This is a genomic window from Kribbella sp. VKM Ac-2569, assembly GCF_004216905.1.
In the GTDB taxonomy this organism is placed as follows: Bacteria; Actinomycetota; Actinomycetes; order Propionibacteriales; family Kribbellaceae; genus Kribbella.
Genome location: NZ_SGXJ01000001.1, coordinates 611,409 through 627,843 on the forward strand (window position 1 = coordinate 611,409; position 16,435 = coordinate 627,843).

At 68.8% G+C, this 16,435-nt stretch carries 18 protein-coding genes; 4 read left to right on the forward strand and 14 right to left on the reverse strand.

Going from position 1 to position 16,435, the window contains the following annotated elements; genetic code table 11:
- The first annotated feature begins 83 nt into the window (after positions 1–83).
- Genes EV649_RS02790 through EV649_RS02800 form a run of 3 tightly spaced genes read left to right on the forward strand, consistent with a single transcriptional unit; the run spans position 84 to position 1,649 of the window.
- Positions 84–479, forward strand: a complete 396-nt coding sequence (locus EV649_RS02790) for a VOC family protein (protein WP_130380165.1) — start codon at positions 84–86, stop codon at positions 477–479.
- The gene (gene nfi, locus EV649_RS02795) at positions 446–1,135 is read left to right on the forward strand and encodes a deoxyribonuclease V (RefSeq protein WP_130380167.1); all 690 of its coding nucleotides are present in this window, start codon (positions 446–448) and stop codon (positions 1,133–1,135) included. The genes EV649_RS02790 and nfi overlap by 34 nt, the downstream gene beginning before the upstream one ends.
- On the forward strand, positions 1,128–1,649 hold the full coding sequence (locus tag EV649_RS02800; RefSeq protein ID WP_130380169.1) for an NUDIX domain-containing protein: 522 nt from the start codon (positions 1,128–1,130) through the stop codon (positions 1,647–1,649). Before nfi ends, EV649_RS02800 begins: the two co-directional genes overlap by 8 nt.
- Here EV649_RS02800 and EV649_RS02805 read toward each other — a convergent pair.
- The 8 genes from EV649_RS02805 to EV649_RS02840 all read right to left on the reverse strand — a co-directional run bounded on the left by EV649_RS02805 (position 1,614) and on the right by EV649_RS02840 (position 9,845).
- Positions 1,614–2,315, reverse strand: a complete 702-nt coding sequence (locus EV649_RS02805) for an SRPBCC family protein (RefSeq protein ID WP_130380171.1) — start codon at positions 2,313–2,315, stop codon at positions 1,614–1,616. The two genes, EV649_RS02800 and EV649_RS02805, sit on opposite strands and share 36 nt — an antisense overlap.
- Entirely contained in the window at positions 2,312–3,166 is an 855-nt protein-coding gene (locus EV649_RS02810) for a xanthine dehydrogenase family protein subunit M (RefSeq protein WP_130380173.1), read from the reverse strand. The genes EV649_RS02805 and EV649_RS02810 overlap by 4 nt, the downstream gene beginning before the upstream one ends.
- On the reverse strand, positions 3,163–5,562 hold the full coding sequence (locus EV649_RS02815; RefSeq protein WP_130380175.1) for a xanthine dehydrogenase family protein molybdopterin-binding subunit: 2,400 nt from the start codon (positions 5,560–5,562) through the stop codon (positions 3,163–3,165). The genes EV649_RS02810 and EV649_RS02815 overlap by 4 nt, the downstream gene beginning before the upstream one ends.
- On the reverse strand, positions 5,559–6,050 hold the full coding sequence (locus tag EV649_RS02820) for a (2Fe-2S)-binding protein (protein WP_130380177.1): 492 nt from the start codon (positions 6,048–6,050) through the stop codon (positions 5,559–5,561). The genes EV649_RS02815 and EV649_RS02820 overlap by 4 nt, the downstream gene beginning before the upstream one ends.
- Before the next feature lie 75 nt (positions 6,051–6,125).
- Positions 6,126–7,268, reverse strand: a complete 1,143-nt coding sequence (locus EV649_RS02825) for an XdhC/CoxI family protein (protein WP_130380179.1) — start codon at positions 7,266–7,268, stop codon at positions 6,126–6,128.
- The gene (locus EV649_RS02830; protein ID WP_241997679.1) at positions 7,261–8,286 is read right to left on the reverse strand and encodes a VWA domain-containing protein; all 1,026 of its coding nucleotides are present in this window, start codon (positions 8,284–8,286) and stop codon (positions 7,261–7,263) included. Before EV649_RS02830 ends, EV649_RS02825 begins: the two co-directional genes overlap by 8 nt.
- A 69-nt stretch (positions 8,287–8,355) precedes the next feature.
- Positions 8,356–9,231: a MoxR family ATPase gene (locus tag EV649_RS02835; protein WP_130380183.1), complete on the reverse strand. Its 876-nt coding sequence runs from the start codon at positions 9,229–9,231 to the stop codon at positions 8,356–8,358.
- A 38-nt stretch (positions 9,232–9,269) separates the two neighbouring features.
- On the reverse strand, positions 9,270–9,845 hold the full coding sequence (locus EV649_RS02840; protein WP_130380185.1) for a nucleotidyltransferase family protein: 576 nt from the start codon (positions 9,843–9,845) through the stop codon (positions 9,270–9,272).
- Between the two features lie 82 nt (positions 9,846–9,927).
- Here EV649_RS02840 and nadA point away from each other — a divergent pair, with 82 nt between their 5' ends.
- Positions 9,928–11,109: a quinolinate synthase NadA gene (nadA, locus tag EV649_RS02845; protein ID WP_130380187.1), complete on the forward strand. Its 1,182-nt coding sequence runs from the start codon at positions 9,928–9,930 to the stop codon at positions 11,107–11,109.
- A 119-nt stretch (positions 11,110–11,228) separates the two neighbouring features.
- Here nadA and EV649_RS02850 read toward each other — a convergent pair whose 3' ends face one another.
- The 6 genes from EV649_RS02850 to EV649_RS02875 form a co-directional block, all read right to left on the reverse strand.
- On the reverse strand, positions 11,229–12,176 hold the full coding sequence (locus EV649_RS02850; RefSeq protein ID WP_157996153.1) for a type IV toxin-antitoxin system AbiEi family antitoxin domain-containing protein: 948 nt from the start codon (positions 12,174–12,176) through the stop codon (positions 11,229–11,231).
- A gap of 211 nt (positions 12,177–12,387) precedes the next feature.
- Positions 12,388–13,575 (reverse strand): glycosyltransferase, encoded by a 1,188-nt coding sequence (locus tag EV649_RS02855; RefSeq protein ID WP_130380191.1) that lies wholly within the window; start codon positions 13,573–13,575, stop codon positions 12,388–12,390.
- Positions 13,575–13,991 (reverse strand): adenylyltransferase/cytidyltransferase family protein, encoded by a 417-nt coding sequence (locus tag EV649_RS02860; protein WP_130380193.1) that lies wholly within the window; start codon positions 13,989–13,991, stop codon positions 13,575–13,577. The genes EV649_RS02855 and EV649_RS02860 overlap by 1 nt, the downstream gene beginning before the upstream one ends.
- On the reverse strand, positions 13,991–14,716 hold the full coding sequence (locus tag EV649_RS02865; protein WP_130380195.1) for a CDP-alcohol phosphatidyltransferase family protein: 726 nt from the start codon (positions 14,714–14,716) through the stop codon (positions 13,991–13,993). The genes EV649_RS02860 and EV649_RS02865 overlap by 1 nt, the downstream gene beginning before the upstream one ends.
- Positions 14,713–15,141 (reverse strand): adenylyltransferase/cytidyltransferase family protein, encoded by a 429-nt coding sequence (locus tag EV649_RS02870; protein WP_130380197.1) that lies wholly within the window; start codon positions 15,139–15,141, stop codon positions 14,713–14,715. The genes EV649_RS02865 and EV649_RS02870 overlap by 4 nt, the downstream gene beginning before the upstream one ends.
- 70 nt (positions 15,142–15,211) lie before the next feature.
- Positions 15,212–16,417 carry a glycosyltransferase family 4 protein gene (locus tag EV649_RS02875; protein WP_130380199.1) on the reverse strand — a complete coding sequence of 402 codons (1,206 nt, stop codon included), beginning with the start codon at positions 16,415–16,417 and terminating at the stop codon, positions 15,212–15,214.
- Positions 16,418–16,435: the final 18 nt, after the last annotated feature.

Here is a 16,435-nt window from a genome sequence, read left to right on the forward strand (position 1 = left end):
CGATCACCGGACACCTCCTGTCCTTAGCGCTCAGGACACACGCTGATTGACGGGCCCGGAGGAGGACAGTTGGATCGTTCGGCATGAAGACAATCCTCTTCGCGGTCCGCGTGAGTGACCTGGAGCGTTCGCTCGCCTTCTACACCGCCGTCGGATATCTCACCCTCGCGACGATCCCGCGCGACGACGGCTCCAGCCTGATCTGGCTGCGTCTCCCGGACGAGCAGTCCGTGTCCCTCGAACTCGTCCACCGCCCCGCCGACGGCCCGGTCGAGACCGGCGGCTTCGAGCACTTCGCGATCGAGATCGACTCGCTCGCCGAAACCATCGAGCGGCTGACCGCCGCGGGCCTGCAACCGGGCGAGCCCGAACTGCCAGGCGGTCCCGACGGGCCCAAGACCTCCTGGCTGGTCGACCCCGACGGTTACCGCATCGAGCTGGTCGAATGGCCCCCGAGCGGCGCGCCGACCTTCCCGTGACGAACCCGAGTTGGCCAAGCACGCCCGCCGAGGCGATCGCCGTCCAGGAAGAACTCCGCGGGCTGGTCGATCCCACCGACACCGACGGACCAGCGCGTTATGTTGCCGGGCTGGACGTCGCGTACGACGAAGACCGCCTGGCGGCTGCTGTCGTCGTGCTGGACCTGGAGACGCTCGACGAAGTGGAGCGGGCGGTGGTGCGTGGTGAGACGACGTTCCCGTACGTGCCGGGGTTGTTCGCGTTCCGCGAGGTGCCGGCGTTGCTTGCAGCGCTGGAGCAGCTCGTGGCGGCGCCGGAGCTGCTTGTGTGTGACGGGCAGGGGCTCGCGCATCCGCGGCGGTTCGGGCTGGCGTGCCATCTCGGCGTACTGACAGGGATCCCGGCGATCGGTGCGGCGAAGACGACGTTCGTCGGGTCGCACGGGGAGCTTGCACAGGAACGCGGGTCGACGGCTGAGCTCGTCGACGGCGGCGGGGTGGTGGGGGCGGCGGTGCGGACGCAGGCCGGGGTCAAGCCGGTGTACGTGTCTGTTGGGCATCGGGTGAGTTTGGAGAGAGCTGTCGATCACGTGTTGCGGTTGGCGCCGCGGTACCGGTTGCCGGAGACGACGCGGCTCGCCGATCGGGCTTGCCGGGAAGGATTGTTGGATGGTTGACAATGCACCGCGGGTGCCGGGGTACACGCGGCACGAGTACGGGGAGCGGATCGGCGCGAGCGCGCGGCTGCGCGCGGGAGCGGCCGCGGCGGTGATGGACGGGGATCGGTTGCTGCTGACGAAGCGGACCGACAACGGCGAGTGGTGCATGCCAGGTGGGGCGATCGATCCGGGTGAGCGGCCGGCGGAGGCTGCCGAGCGCGAGACGCTCGAGGAGACCGGGCTGGTGGTGCGCGTGACTGGGCTGGTCGGCGTGTACTCGAACCCTGATGTGGTCGTGGTCTATCCGGACGGGAATCGCGTGCAGGTTCTCGGCGTGGTGTTCCGTGCGGAGGTCGTCAGGGGCGAGGCGGGGTGCTCCGCGGAGGTGAGTGAGTCCGGTTGGTTCACTGCGGAGGAGGCCGCGGGGCTGACGGTGATCGCGGGGCATCGGCCGATCCTGCCGGCGGTGTTCGGAGGCGAGTTGTACTTTGATCCGTCAGCGGCGGAACAGGCGACGGAGGACGAGCGCTAACACCGCGCCGATCAGGTACGGCGCCGCGCGACGGGCAAGCATCGGCAGCAGAGCGCTCCCGAGATCCAGCACCACCTCGTCGGCCTCACCGGAGTTCGCCGAAGCAGAAGTCGATGGCGGCGAGGTGTGCACCGAGCCTCCGCTAGCGGTGCTAGCGGACGGGGTTTCGGTGGAGCTAGCGGTGCTAGCGGAGGTGGGTGGTTGGGGTGTGGGGGTGTCTGCGGTGTCCAGCTTGGTTTTGAGGCAAGCGGTGAACTGGTCGAGGAGTTTGTTGGAGACGTCCTGGATCAGGCCGCGGCCGAACTGGGCGGGGCGGCCGGTGATGGTCAGGTCGGTGTCGACGGTGACCTCGGTAGACCCGTCCGCGGCGCCCGCCAGCCGGGCGGTGACGCGGGCGCTCGCCGTACCGTTTCCTCTGCGGTCCTTGCCCTTGGCCTCGATGACCGCCTGGTGACCGGCCTCGTCGCGCTCGACGAAGGTGCCGTTGCCGGAGTACTGCAGCGACACCGGCCCTAGCTTCACCTTGCACGAGCCGGTGAAGTCATCACCTTCGTACGACGCCAGGGTGGCGCCGGGGAAACACGGCACCACCCGTTCGAGGTCGTTGAACGCCGCCCAGGTCTGCTCCACAGGCGCCGGTACGACGAACTTGTGCTCGAGCTTCACGCGGTACCCGCCGCAGCCAGGACCGCTCGCCGGGTGAGCACCGTGGCGAGGTGCCGGCGGTAGTCGGCGTCACCGTTGAGGTCGCTCACCGGAGACGTCCCGTCCGCCGCTCGCGCCGCGGCCTCCCGTACGGCGTCCGCGGTCGCGGGCTGCCCGACGAGAGCCGCCTCGACCGCAGTCGCCCGTACCGGCGTCGAACCCATGTTGCCGAGCCCGACCCGCGCCTCCGCGATCGAGTCGCCGTCCAACCGCACCGCCGCCGCGACCGACACGATCGACCAGCCCTGCGCGACCCAGTTGAACTTCTCGTAGTGCGCGCCCCACCCGGTGTACTTCGGCACTCGCACCTCGACGAGCAACTCGTCGTCGCCGATCGCCGTACTGAACACGCCCTGGAAGAACTCCGAGGCAGGCACGGTACGTCGGCCGTCCGGCCCCGCGATCACGAACGACGCGTCCAGCGCCACCGCGACCGCGGGCAGATCCGCTGCCGGATCCGCATGCGCGAGCGATCCGCCGAACGTGCCGCGATGCCGGATCTGCGGATCGCCGACCGTTGCCGTGGCCAACGCGATCAGCCGCGCGTGCTCGGCCACCAGCGGATCCGACTCCACCGTGCTGTGCGGGGTCATGGCGCCGATCACCAGCGCGTCGCCGTCGTCCCGCACACCTTGCAGATCGTCGATCTTCCCAATGTCGACAATCACCTCAGGTGCCGCCAGCCGCAACCGCAGCGCCGGCATCAGGCTCTGCCCGCCCGCCAGCACCTTCGCGTCGGGGTGCTCGCGCAGCAGCCCCAGCGCCTCGTCGACCGTCGCGGGGGCGAAGTACTCGAACGCCGCCGGGATCATGACCGGCTCCCTTCCTGACTGGCACTTTTCTGGATGGCGGTCCAGACGCGGTACGGCGTACACGGCATCGGCACGTCCGTGACGCCGAGCGGTCGTAGAGCGTCGACAATCGCATTGACGACAGCCGGCGTGGACGCGATGGTCCCCGCCTCGCCGACGCCCTTCACGCCCAGCTGGTTCGTCGTCGCGGGCGTCTCGGTCCGTGCCGTCTCGAAGCTCGGCAGATCAGGTGCCCCCGGCAACGTGTACTGGTCGAACGACCCGGTGACCAGCGTCCCGGAGTCGTCGTGCACCGCTTCCTCGTACAGCGCCTGCGCGATGCCCTGCGCGAGACCGCCGTGCACCTGCCCCTCGACGATCATCGGGTTCACCACGACGCCGACGTCGTCGACGCAGACGTACGACCGGATGTTCGTCGCACCGGTCTCGGTGTCGACCTCGACCGCGCACAGGTGCGTGCCGTGCGGGAACGAGAAGTCGTCCGGGTCGAGGGTCGCGTCGGCGTCCAGGCACCCTTCGGCCGAGCCGTCGAGCTTGTGTCCCTGGAAGACCGCGAACGCGAGCTCGGCCATCGTCATCCCGGCGTCGGTCCCGCGCACGCCGTACCGCCCGCCACTGAAGTCGAGGTCGTCCGCGTTCGCCTCCAGCAGTTGCGCCGCGATCGGCTTCGCCTTCTCGATCACCTTGTCCGCGGCGGCCAGCACCGCCATGCCACCGACCGCCAGCGACCGCGATCCGTAGGTGTCCAGTCCGCGTACGGCGACCTGGGTGTCACCGTGCAGTACTTCGACATCCTCGAACGCCACGCCGAGCCTGTCCGCGACCAGCTGGCTCCACGCGGTCTCATGTCCCTGACCGTGCGGGCTCGTCCCGGTGACCACCTCGACCTTCCCGGTCGGCAGCATCCGAACGGCGGCGTGCTCCCAGCCGCCACCGACGTACCCCATCGAGCCGAGCCACCGCGACGGGGCCAGGCCGCACATCTCGGTGTACGTCGAGACGCCGATCCCGAGCTGCACCGGGTCGCCGGACTCGCGCCGCTTGCGTTGCTCGGCGCGCAGGTCGTCGTACCCGAACAGGTCGCGCGCCTTCGCGGTCGCGGCCTCGTAGTTGCCGGAGTCGTACCGCAGCCCGGACACCGTCGAGAACGGGAACTCCTCGTGCTTGATCCAGTTCCGCTCGCGGATCTCGAGTGCGTCGACGCCGACGCGGGCGGCGAGCTCGTCCATCACCCGCTCGATCGCGTACGTCGCCTCGGGGCGGCCCGCGCCGCGGTACGCGTCGGTCCACGTCTTGTTCGTGAACACGTTGGTGATGCCGAGGTGGTACGCCGGGAACTTGTAGATGCCGTTGTACATGAACGCCCCGAGCAGCGGGATCGCCGACGTGACCAGGCCGAGGTACGCGCCCATGTCGGCGAGCAGCTCGACCTTCAGCCCGGTGACCGTGCCGTCGGCGTTCGCGGCCAGCGTGACCTGCTGCCACTGGTCCCGGCCGTGGTGCGCGGCCATCAACGACTCGGACCTGGTTTCGGTGTATTTACAGGGCTTCCCGGTACGCCGGGCCGCGATGACCGTGAGTACTTCCTCCGGGGTGAACTGCAGCTTGCCGCCGAAACCGCCGCCGACGTCCGGCGCGATCACCCGGATCTTGTTCTCCGGGATGCCGAGCACGAGCGCGATGAAGATCTTCACGAAATGCGGTACCTGGGTCGACGACCAGACTGTCATTTGTTCAGTTGTCGGATCGACGACAATCGACCGCGGCTCCATGAACGCGGGGATCAGCCGCTGCTGGCGGAACTCCTCCTCGATCACGATGCCGCCGTCGCGGGCGGCCGCGATCGCCGCCTCGACGTCGCCGCCGGTGCCGGACTCGACCGAGTCGTACGACCACACCGCGGACACGTTCGTCCCAAGATCCGGATGCGCGATCACCTCGTCGCGGGCGGCCGCCTTGAGTTCGAGGGCGGGTTCGAGCTCGTCGTAGTCGACGTCGACGAGGTCGGCGGCATCGTTCGCCTCGGCCGCCGTACGGGCGATGACCATCGCGACGATCTCACCGGCGAAAGCGACGTGGTCGACCGCCATCGACGGGTGTACGGGCGCCTTCTGGTCGGGGATGACGGCCCACGCGTTCGGCAGCGCCCCCTGCTCGTCGGCGATGTCGGCGCCGGTGATCACGGCAACGACCCCGGACGCCGCCTTGGCCGCCTCGGTGTCGATCGACGTGATCCGGGCGTGTGCGAACGGGCTGCGCACCATCGCGAGGTGCTGCAGGCCGGGCAGCACGATGTTATCGGTCCAGCGGGTCCGGCCGGTGATCAGCCGGGCGTCCTCCTTGCGCCGGCGCGAGGCGCCGATCTCGGTCGCCGGGCGTTCCTCGGTGGCGGTCATTGCGCACCTCCGGCCGCGCTGTGCTGCGGTGCTGCGGCCGCTGCCGCTTGGACGGCCTTGACGATGTTCTGGTAGCCGGTGCAGCGGCAGAGGTTGCCCTCGAGCCCGAGCCGGATGTCGTCGTCACTCGGATTCGGATTGTCTGCAATCAGATCGATGGATTGCATGATCATGCCTGGTGTGCAGTATCCACACTGCAGGGCGTGGTTCTCGTGGAAGGCCTGCTGCATCGGGTGCAGCTCGCCGTTCGTCGCGAGCCCTTCGATGGTGGTGATCTCATGACCGTCGGCCTGGACCGCGAGTAACGAGCAGGACTTCACACTCCGCCCGTCCAGGTGAACCGTGCAGGCGCCGCAGTTGCCGGTGTCGCAGCCGACCACAGTGCCCGTCTTCCCCAGTTGCTCGCGCAGATACAGCACGAGCAGCGTGCGCGGCTCCACCTCGTCCGTGAAGCTGCTTCCGTCGACCTTGACCGTGATCCGGGTCATCGCCCCGCCTCCAGATGTCAGCAATCGCCGTACTTTTGATCCTGCTCCTGTTGTGATGCAGCCCACAAGGGTCGATCAGTGGTGGATCGGCCCTTCTGCGGCGGAGAGTCGTTGCCCGGCGCCACCCCAGCGCTGGGCGATGATCTCGGCGGCGATGCTCACCGCGGTCTCCTCCGGCGTCCGCGCGCCGAGGTCCAGACCGATCGGGCTCGCGAGTCGCGCCACCTCTTCGTCGGTCAGTCCGGCTTCCCGCAACCGCTTCAGCCGGTCGTCGTGCGTACGCCGCGATCCCATGGCGCCGATGTAGGCGACCTGCGGCAGTCGCAACGCGACCTCCAACAGCGGTACGTCGAACTTCGGGTCATGCGTCAGTACGCAGATCACCGTCCGGTCGTCGATCCGGCCGGCCGCCGCCTCGCCCGACAGGTACCGGTGCGGCCAGTCCACAACCACGTCGTCGGCGGACGGGAACCGCGACGCGGTCGCGAACACCGCCCGTGCATCGCAGACGGTCACGCGGTAGCCGAGGAACGACCCGAGCCGCGCGACCGCCGCCGCGAAGTCGATCGCCCCGAACACCAGCATCCGCGGCACCGGCGCGTACGACGACACGAAAACCCGCATCCCCTCACCCCGCCGCTGCCCGTCCGGCCCGTACTCCAAAGTCTCCGATCGTCCGTTTGCCAACAATCCGCGCGCATCGTCGACCACCGCGTCGTCGGCACGATCCGATCCCAGTCCCCCGCTCGCCAGCACCTCGGTCCCCGCCGACTCCGCCGACGCCGGGCGGACCACGAGACGGCGGCCGAGGCGCGACGGGTCCGGGTGTGCCACGACGGTCGCGACCGCGACCGGGCGGCCCTCGGCGATATCCGCTGCCACCTCCGCCAGTTCCGGGAACGACGTACGGTCGACCTTCTCGACGAACACGTCGATGATTCCGCCGCAGGTGAGTCCGACCGCGAACGCCGACTCGTCGCTCACGCCGTACCGCTGCAGCACGGGCTCGCCCGACTCGAGGATCTCCTCGCCGAGCTGGTAGACCGCGCCCTCGACGCAGCCGCCCGACACGCTGCCGACCACCTCCAGCTCAGGACCGACAAGCATCACCGCGCCCGGCGGCCGGGGCGCCGAGTCGAACGTCGCGACAACGGTGCCGACGGCAACCGATTCGCCGGCCTGCCACCACGCCAGCAACCGGTCTAGTACGTCACGCATCCGCCACCACCTCCAGGAGTTCGGCGAAGCTGGCCAGGCTGTGCCCGGCAACGAGGTCGTCCAGGTGCGGCAGTACGGCGACGATCCCGGCCTGCACCGGCTCGTACCCCCGCTTGCCGCGATGCGGATTCAGCCACACCACCCGATGCGCCAACCCCGCCAGCCGCTGCAACTGCGCACCGAGCAGAGACGCGTCACCGCGCTCCCACCCGTCACTGCACACGACGACGACGGCCCGCCGCGCCGTACCGCGCTGACCCCAGCGATCGAGGAACACCTTCAGCACCTCCCCCAGCCGCGTCCCACCCGACCAGTCCGGTACGACGTCACCCGCCAACCGCAGCGCGAACTCGGGATCGCGGTGCCGCAGAGCCGGGGTGACGCGAGTGAGCCGCGTGCCCATGGTGAAGGCCTCGACCGAGCGCGGCGCCTGCTGGACCATCACGTGAGCGAGCCGCAGCAGGCTGTCGGCGTACGGGCGCATCGAGCCGGAGACGTCGATCAGTACGACGACGCGCCGCGGTCGGACGCCCCGACGGCGGTAGCGGACGCGGCCCGGTTCGCCGACCTGGCGCAGTTGGGCGCGCAACGTGCGGCGCGGGTCGATCTCACCGCGATGGGACGGGCGGCGACGGTTCGCGCGGCGGATCGGGGTCTGCGGGCGGAGGGTGCCGAAGAGGCGGGCGAGTTCGGCGCGGTCGGCGGCGGACAGTTCGGCGACGTCGCGGTGCCTGAGGACTTCCGTCGTACTGGCGGAGACGTTGAGAGTGTGGTCGCCCCCGGTTTCGTCGGTGCCTTCGCCGAGGTTGGCCTGGACGGAGGATTGTGGGGTGCGGCTCGGGACGACGCCGCGCGATCGGTCGCCGGTGAACCAGGCGGCGAACACCTCGTCGTACCTCGCGGTGTCGTCGGGGCCGCTGCACAGTGCGGCGCGGCCGGCCCAGTACACGTCCGCGGTCAGGGTGGCGTCGAGCGAAGCAACGGCTTGCAGAAAGAGCTGCACCCGATCGGCAGTCACCGCAAGTCCGGCGTGCCGAAGCGCAGAAGCGAACCCAGCAAGCGCAAGATCCGGAGCTGTCATCGGTTCTCAGCTCGCCAGCAGGCGGTCGAGGGATTCGCGGACGCGGTCGGTGTCCTCGCGGTACTTGAGGACCGCGCCGAGGGTCGCGGCCGCCGTTTCGACATCGAGTACGTCGGCGCCGAGCGCGTCGAGGGCGCGGGCCCAGTCGAGGGTCTCCGCGACACCGGGCGGCTTGAGCAGGTCGAGATCACGCATCCGCTGCACCGACCGGGCGACCTGCTCGGCAAGCAGTGCGGACACCCCAGGCAGCCGCGTCCGGACGATCTCGATCTCACGAGCCAGACCCGGATGGTCGATCCAGTGGTACAGGCATCGCCGTTTGAGCGCGTCATGCACCTCGCGGGTCCGGTTCGAGGTCAGCACGACGATCGGCGGCACCTCAGCCGTGATCGTGCCGAGCTCCGGAATCGTCACCTCGTACGTCGACAGCACCTCGAGCAGGAACGCCTCGAACTCGTCGTCGGCCCGGTCGATCTCGTCGACGAGCAGTACGGCGGGACTTTCGCGGAGGGCCCGCAGTACCGGGCGGGACAGCAGGAACCGTTCGTCGAACAGGCTCTTCTCGACCTCTTCGACCGCCGCGTCGGAGCTGGTCGCCTCAACGGTGCGCAGATGCAGGATCTGGCGCGGGAAGTCCCAGTCGTAGAGCGCCTGCGAAGCGTCGATGCCCTCGTAACACTGCAGCCGGATCAGGTCCAGGTCGAGCGCCTCGGCGATGGCGCCCGCGAGCGAGGTCTTGCCGGTGCCTGGCTCGCCTTCGAGCAGCAACGGGCGATGGAGCGCGAGCGCGAGATACCCGACCGTGGCCAAGCCCTCTCCGGCTAGATACCCGGTCGCCCGCAGACACTCGGCAAGCTCAGCCGCCGAGCCGACGGCACTCACTCCTTCAGCATTCACCCACTTCCGACCCTTGCCAACCCTCACCCATGGCCCGGCGGCAACTCCCCTACCGTGTCGACGTCCGCGCCGTCACCCAGATCCGCGCACTCCACCAACACCACCTGGTGTTCCCGCATGTACCCCCGGGCCCCCTCGTCACCTCGAGCAGACGCGATCACCCCGTCCCAGTGCGCCCGCCCGATCACCACCGGATGCCCCGGCACACCCCGGTACGTCGCCCGCACCAGTGCGTCCTCACCACCGCGATCCGCAACCCGGCGTACGGCGGCCGCCGTCAACCCCGGCACGTCCACCGTCACCACGACCACCGCCTCCGACAACGTGTCAGTTGAGCTAAGGCCGGCGCGGAGGGACGCCCCCATCCCCTCATCCCAGTCGGTTGCCTCAACAACCTCGCCCGGCTCGTCGGACAGCTCCGCGCGCACCTGATCCGCGGACGCTCCGACGACCACCACGACCGGTGAGCACCCGGCCTCGGTGAGTAGACGGGACGTACGGACCACCCACGGCACCCCGTCGGCGTCCCGGATGAGTGCTTTCGGCGTACCCATCCGACGCCCAGCGCCCGCGGCGAGGACCAGTCCTGCGATCTTCACAACCGCAGCGTACTGATTTCACACTCTGAGCAGTGACGTCTGCCACGCGGCGTACCGCGATCGGCGTGCGACGATATCTGACGTGACGACGATCGCAGACGGCTCGAAGTCCCTTCCGTTGCTGTTTCTCGGGCAGAACACCGACCCGCACTCCGAGCGCGGTGTCGAGTGCCCGGGCGCGCTCCCGCCGGCGTCCGACCCGGATCTGGTCGAGCGGGCACTGAAGGCGAAGGCGGCGCTCGGTGACCAGGTGTTCGTGCTCGGGCACCACTACCAGCGCGACGAGGTGATCCAGTTCGCGGACGTCACCGGTGACTCGTTCAAGCTCGCCCGCGACGCCGCGGCTCGCCCGGACGCGCCGTACATCGTGTTCTGCGGCGTGCACTTCATGGCCGAGTCCGCGGACATCCTCACCAACGACGAGCAGACGGTGATCCTGCCGGACCTCGCGGCCGGTTGCTCGATGGCGGACATGGCGCGCATCCAGCAGGTCGAGGCCGCCTGGGACGCGCTCGCCGACGCCGGTGTCGCGGACGTGACGGTTCCGGTCACCTACATGAACTCCAGCGCCGACATCAAGGCGTTCTGCGGCCGCAACGGCGGCGTCGTGTGTACGTCGAGCAACGCGGAGACCGCGCTGAACTGGGCGTTCGAGCAGGGCGAGAAGGTGCTCTTCCTCCCGGATCAGCACCTCGGCCGCAACACCGCCGTACTGCAGCTGGGTCTGTCGCTCGACGACTGCGTCGTGTACGACCCGCACAAGCCGGGCGGCGGCCTGACCCGCGAGCAGCTCGCGGCCGCGAAGATGATCCTGTGGCGCGGGCACTGCTCGGTGCACGGCCGCTTCACCCCCGAGTCCGTCGACGACGTCCGCTCGCGGGTCCCCGGCGTGAACGTGATCGTGCACCCCGAGTGCCGCCACGAGGTGGTCACGAAGGCGGATCAGGTGGGCTCCACGGAGTACATCATCAGCGCCCTGGAAGCCGCTGAACCCGGTACGTCGTGGGCCGTCGGCACCGAACTCAACCTGGTCCAGCGCCTCGCGAAGCAGCACACCGACAAGAACATCGTCTTCCTCGACAAGACGGTCTGCTACTGCGCCACCATGAACCGCATCGACCTCCCGCACTTCGTCTGGGCCCTGGAGAACCTGGAAGCCGGCCACGTCGTCAACCCCATCAAGGTCGACGCCGACACCCAGCACTACGCCAAGGTAGCCCTCGACCGCATGCTCGCCCTCCCGGGCAAAACCGCCCGCGACTGAACCCCCACGCCTCCCCGCGTTCGAGGGGATATCCGTCCGTACGCAGGGTTCTCTACTCGTACAAGAGGGGAGAACCCTGCACTTGCGCGGATATCCCCTCGAACGAAGGACCGGCGGCGTCAGGCAGCTTTGCCGGCCTGGGCGAACGCTTGTCGAAGGGTCGTTGCGAGCACCAAGGGACGATCGAGGTCCGCCCAGTCGGTCCGGACCACTGCGAGTCCCCGCGCTCGCAGCCGATCCTCGCGACGTTTCTCCTGGATCAGCACCTCCGGAGATCCCCCGCCGTACTTGAGCAGCCCGTCGAACTCCACCACCAGGTTGTACGCCGGGAAGTAGAAGTCCACCCGCCCGATGAGCCCGTGGCTGTCGTAGAACTCGACCTGCAGGACCGGCTCGGGGAACCCGTGTTCGCGCAGGAAGACCCGCAGACGCGACTCGCCGACGGACTCGGAGAGTTTGGTGCCGAAGCGCAGCGCCGCCCGTGCTGTGGTGCTTCCGGGCCAGAACTCGATCAGTTCCAGCAGACGCCGTACCCCGTCCTCACCCAGGTTGTCCGCTCGGAGAGCAGCGTCGATGTTCACGACAGCCTGCTCGAACGACGCCGTACACGCGGACTCGACCGCCGCGCGCGACGCGCTGGTCGCCAATCGCCCTGCGACCACCGTCAGGTCATCCTGGGCCGGCTTGGCGACGTGGTGCTGAACACCGGCGACGACGCCACCGGCCAGCCCGTCCAGCCGGCTGACATGCACACGGTCCAGGCCCAGGCCCCACACAGGCAGGTCGTGGAGCACGAGTGACGACTGATGGCTGACGGCAACAGAGCCCGACCGCAATGAGTTCATCGCAGCGTGGATCTCCTGGCGATGTTTCCACCGGACACGTTCCCAGGTCGGGAGCGCCGAGAGGTCGACAGTCTCGGCGTACTGGCCGCGCCGGATCCGCACCCACCGGCCGTCCTTCAGGTGGCGGAAGATCTGGTCAGCGGAGCAGCCGGACGTCAGCGCCTGGCTGCGGCTGAAGACGCCGCCCTGCTTCTCCGCGATCGCTTGGAGCCGTACATTCACCCACCAAGCATCCCCCGGCCACCGCCTCCAGCGGTCCACGATCCGCCACCCTGTGGATATCCGTTCGAGCGGATATCCCCGCGTCTGTGGGGTTCTCTGCTCATATACGAGTAGAGAACCCAGCACGCGGCAGGTTATCCCCTCGTGTTGGCACGGGACGGGCGTGCGGGGCGGGCGTGGGCTGGAGTGTGGTGCGGTACCGCGGAGGGGGTTAGCGGGAGACGCGGGCGGGGGTGTACCAGTCGGCTAGGAGGTTGGGGAGGCGGTCGGGGCCCCAGCGGTCTACTGGGGTGATTCGGCCGTGTAACGAGGCGAGGCCCTTTGCGAGTTCGCCTACTACGTCGCCTTGCCACGGGACGGTGACGCCTTCGTCGGGGCCGACGATGACGGCGGGGCCGCCGCGGTCCACGCAGACCACGGGGCAGCCGGAGGCGAGGGCTTCGGTGACGGCCCAGCCAGCGGCTTCGCGGAACGCGGGGGCGAGGAGCGCGTCGGCGCGGAACATGGCGGCCAGGACCTCCTCGCGCGGCAGGGCGCCCATGAACTCGACGCGGTCGCGGACGCCGAGCTGCCAAGCCAGGCTTTCGGCGCGTCCCCAGTCGGGCCCGTCGCCGATGATGCGCAGCTCCCAGTTGGCCGCCTCAGGACGGGCCAGCGCGCTGATCGCAATCAGGACGCCCTTCCACGGGATCAACCGTCCGACGAACAGCGCCGTCTTCACACCGCCAGCACCGAAGGGTTCATAAGGACCGGACGCGGTGAAACGCCGGATCGCCACGTTCGGCTGCACCACGATCTCCCGAGCGTACGGCGCGAACGCCTCAGCGACATCGTTGTTCTGAGCAACCATCAGGTCGGCGGTCTGCGCCATCCGCCGCCCGGTCGCGCGGCGCCGGAGCCCGGTGTACGCACGTCGTACCAGCTCCCCCACCACACCGCGCGCACCGAGCCAGTGCGCCATCGACAGCGGCGCAGTCGTCGACCCGCCGACGGGTCCCCAGATCACCTTCGCCGATGACGGCTCGACCACGCCGGCGCCCATCCAGTCGACCGCGAAGGTCAGATGGTGGATCACGTCGAACGACTGCTCCTCATGCAGACGCCGCGCCGTACGCCGCGCCAGCCCTTGCCACAGCGGGTAGTACCAGTACACGTCCGATGGCCGTCGCCGCAGCCGGAGAATCCACTTAGGCATCTCGAGCGGTACGACAGTCAGACCGGGCACCGGCCGCGCCGCGAGCTCCTCCTCGATCTCGTGCACGAACTTGCCCCGGGTCAGCAGCCACACGTCGTGGTCCCGCGCCGCCGCCTTCGCCCACGCCCACCCGGCGCCCGGCTCGGACCCGCCTGTCGGCCGGCAGGCGTACGCGCTGAGCAGTACCTTCGGCCGGCCGTACATCAGCTCATCCCCTCCAGGAGCCTGCGCAGATCGGTGCTCGAGGTCGAAGCGGTGTACGGGAAATAGTGCACCTGTGCGCCCACCTCACCCAGCAGCCTTTCCAGTCTGGTCCCCTTTTCCGTTCCCTTCCAGTCATCGCCCTTGAAGAGAACGTCGTACCGCAACTGCTGCCACATCTCGAACTTGTCGCTGGACCAGTCGCTGACCACCTCGTCGACGAGGTCGAGCGCTCGGATGACATCCATCCGTTCCTCGTGCGGCACGACCGGCGGGCGGCCCTTGATCCGGGTCACCACATCGTCCTCGACGACGCCCGCGATCAGGTGGTCGCAGTACTCGCGGGCGCGGCGCAGGATGTTCAGGTGCCCGATGTGGAACATGTCGTACACCCCGGGCGCGTACCCGATGATCGCCATCAGGCGCGCACCCCCAGCACGGCCATCTCCCGGTACCACTTCCCGACCGCGGCCGCGAGGAACAGCAGGTTCAGCGCGAGCAGAGCGCCGTACAGCACGACGAACAACGACGGCGTACCGAAGGCGAGGAAGACCAGGCACAGTACGCCGTAGTCGGTCGGTGCGATGAGCAACGACTTGACCACGGAATCGCCGCGCTCGTTGGGTTTCGAGGAAGCGCCGTGCCGCCGCCGCAGCTGGTCGATCAGGATCAGCCCGAAGAACAGCACCGACGACACGCACACGTACGCGAGCGGGACCAGCAGCACCAGATCGTTGTCAAAGGCATCGAAACGGTAGAACGAGATCAGTACGGCGCTGTGCAGCAGCACGATCTTGACCGCGTCGATCATGTGGTCGAGCCACTCCCCCAACGGCGATCCGCCGCCCCGGAGCCGGGCCAGCTGCCCGTCCGCGGAGTCCAGCCCGTATCCGAGCACGAGCAACAACGTCACCACCAGCGCGAGGCCGAGTGACGGGCGCACGCAGGCCAGCAGCACGATCCCGACCAGCGAGCAGAACCCGGAGGCGAGGCTCACCTGGTTCGGTGTCCGCTTTCCGAGGAACGCGGCGGCTGCGAACATCCGCCCGATCCGCCGGTTCACGAACCGCGAGTACGCCGGCGTACCGGCCGACGGCTTCTGCGCCCGGGACAGCTGCGCGACAGTCTGCCGCAGCCCACTCATGCGACGTTCGAACTGCGGGACTGCCGCTGGTCGATCGCGGCGCGCAGGATCGGGCTGCGGGAGCCGCGCCCGGCGGGCAGGACGGTGATCAGCCCCGCCGGAATCCCATCGAGCTCGTCCACCCCCAGTACGCCGTCCGTGGCGCCGGCAGCGAATACGGTCTGAACCCCCAGTACGCCGGTCAGCCACTCGGACCGTACGTCGTCCACGGCAACCACCTCGTCGACGCACCGCAGGTGCTCGACGATCTGCGCCCGCTCGAGCAGCGGCACGAACGGCCGCCCGCCCCACGCGTCCAGCGCCCAGTCGTCGGACAGCACCGCCACGACGAGCCGGTCGCAGTGCCGCCGCGCCCGCTCGAGCACGTCGACGTGCCCTACGTGGAACAGGTCGAAGACCCCGGCCACGCATCCAACCCGGGGCACACTGCCCACCCTTACATCCCCCAACGCAAACTCCTGAATTCCGTCCGGCACGACGCCGCCCCCTGCGTCTTCATACCCGTGGTTCCGTGCGCGCCCGGCCGTTGGCGGAGTGCCGGGCGATCGCATCGGTGTAGATCCTTTCCGTGGCCTCCAGGTCACGCTCCGGTGTGAAGCGTTCCAGATAGACCTGACGGGCTCGTTCGCCGAAGGCTATCGAAGTCTCGGGATCAGCCACCAACCCGATCGCTTTCCGCAATCCTTCCGGATCGCCGGGCGCGGTCAGCGCACCGGATTCACCGTCGTCAACCAGCTCCGCGAGCGCCCCGAGCCGGGACGCGACCACGGGCACCCCGTGCGCGAAAGCCTCCACCACTACGAGCCCGAAGCTCTCATACGACCGCGCCGGTACGACGGCGACGCGCGCGGACCGCAGCTGTTCCATGCCGTCCGCCCACGGCAGTTGACCAAGCACCTGAATCGACAGGTCTTTCCGGGCGCGTTCCTCGGCCGCCGCCCGCAGCGGACCATCGCCCACCACAACCAATCGGCCGAGCGACGCGTCCCACACCTGCAGAAGATCCGCGAACCCCTTGTCCTCGCTCAACCGCCCGAGGAACACCACCGCGTCCCCCGCACCGCTGCGCACCGCACCCGAATGCGGTATGGCGTGCGGCTTCACCACGAACCGCTCCGGATCGAACCCGGCCGCGGCGTACCGGTCCCGCACGAACTCGGACGGTACGACGAACGTCCCGACGTACCGCTGCCAAGTGTTCAAGGCGTTGTGCACGCCGATGCTCGTCGCCAGCGGCAACGTCTGCACCCGCGAGTCGCGGTAGCAACCGTGCTTCACGGCCGCCAGCGGCACCTTGCCGATGCAGGACTCGCACGGTCTGCCGTCGCGCTGCAGAACACCGTTCGCACACAGCAGCCGGAAGTTGTGCAACGTCGCCACGACCGGAAGGTTCAGCCGGTACGCCGCCCGCAGGACCGAGGGGCTGAACAACGGGAAAGTGTTGTGCACATGCACCACATCGGGCCGCTGCGCCTGCAATAGCTGTGTTAAATCGCGTTCCGCCGAAAATGACCAAACGGAGCGAGACGGTAACAGTGCGCGATCTTTTCGCCCCATCTCGGCGATGTCGTCGCTGTTCCGGGCGTACAGGTCGATGTCATGTCCTGAGTTACTCAACAAATCAACCGTTTGCGCGACAACCGTGTTCTCCCCACTGGGTTGACCGGTCCGGTAACGGTTGTGCAACATGGCGACCCGCATGGGACTACCTTAAGTCCC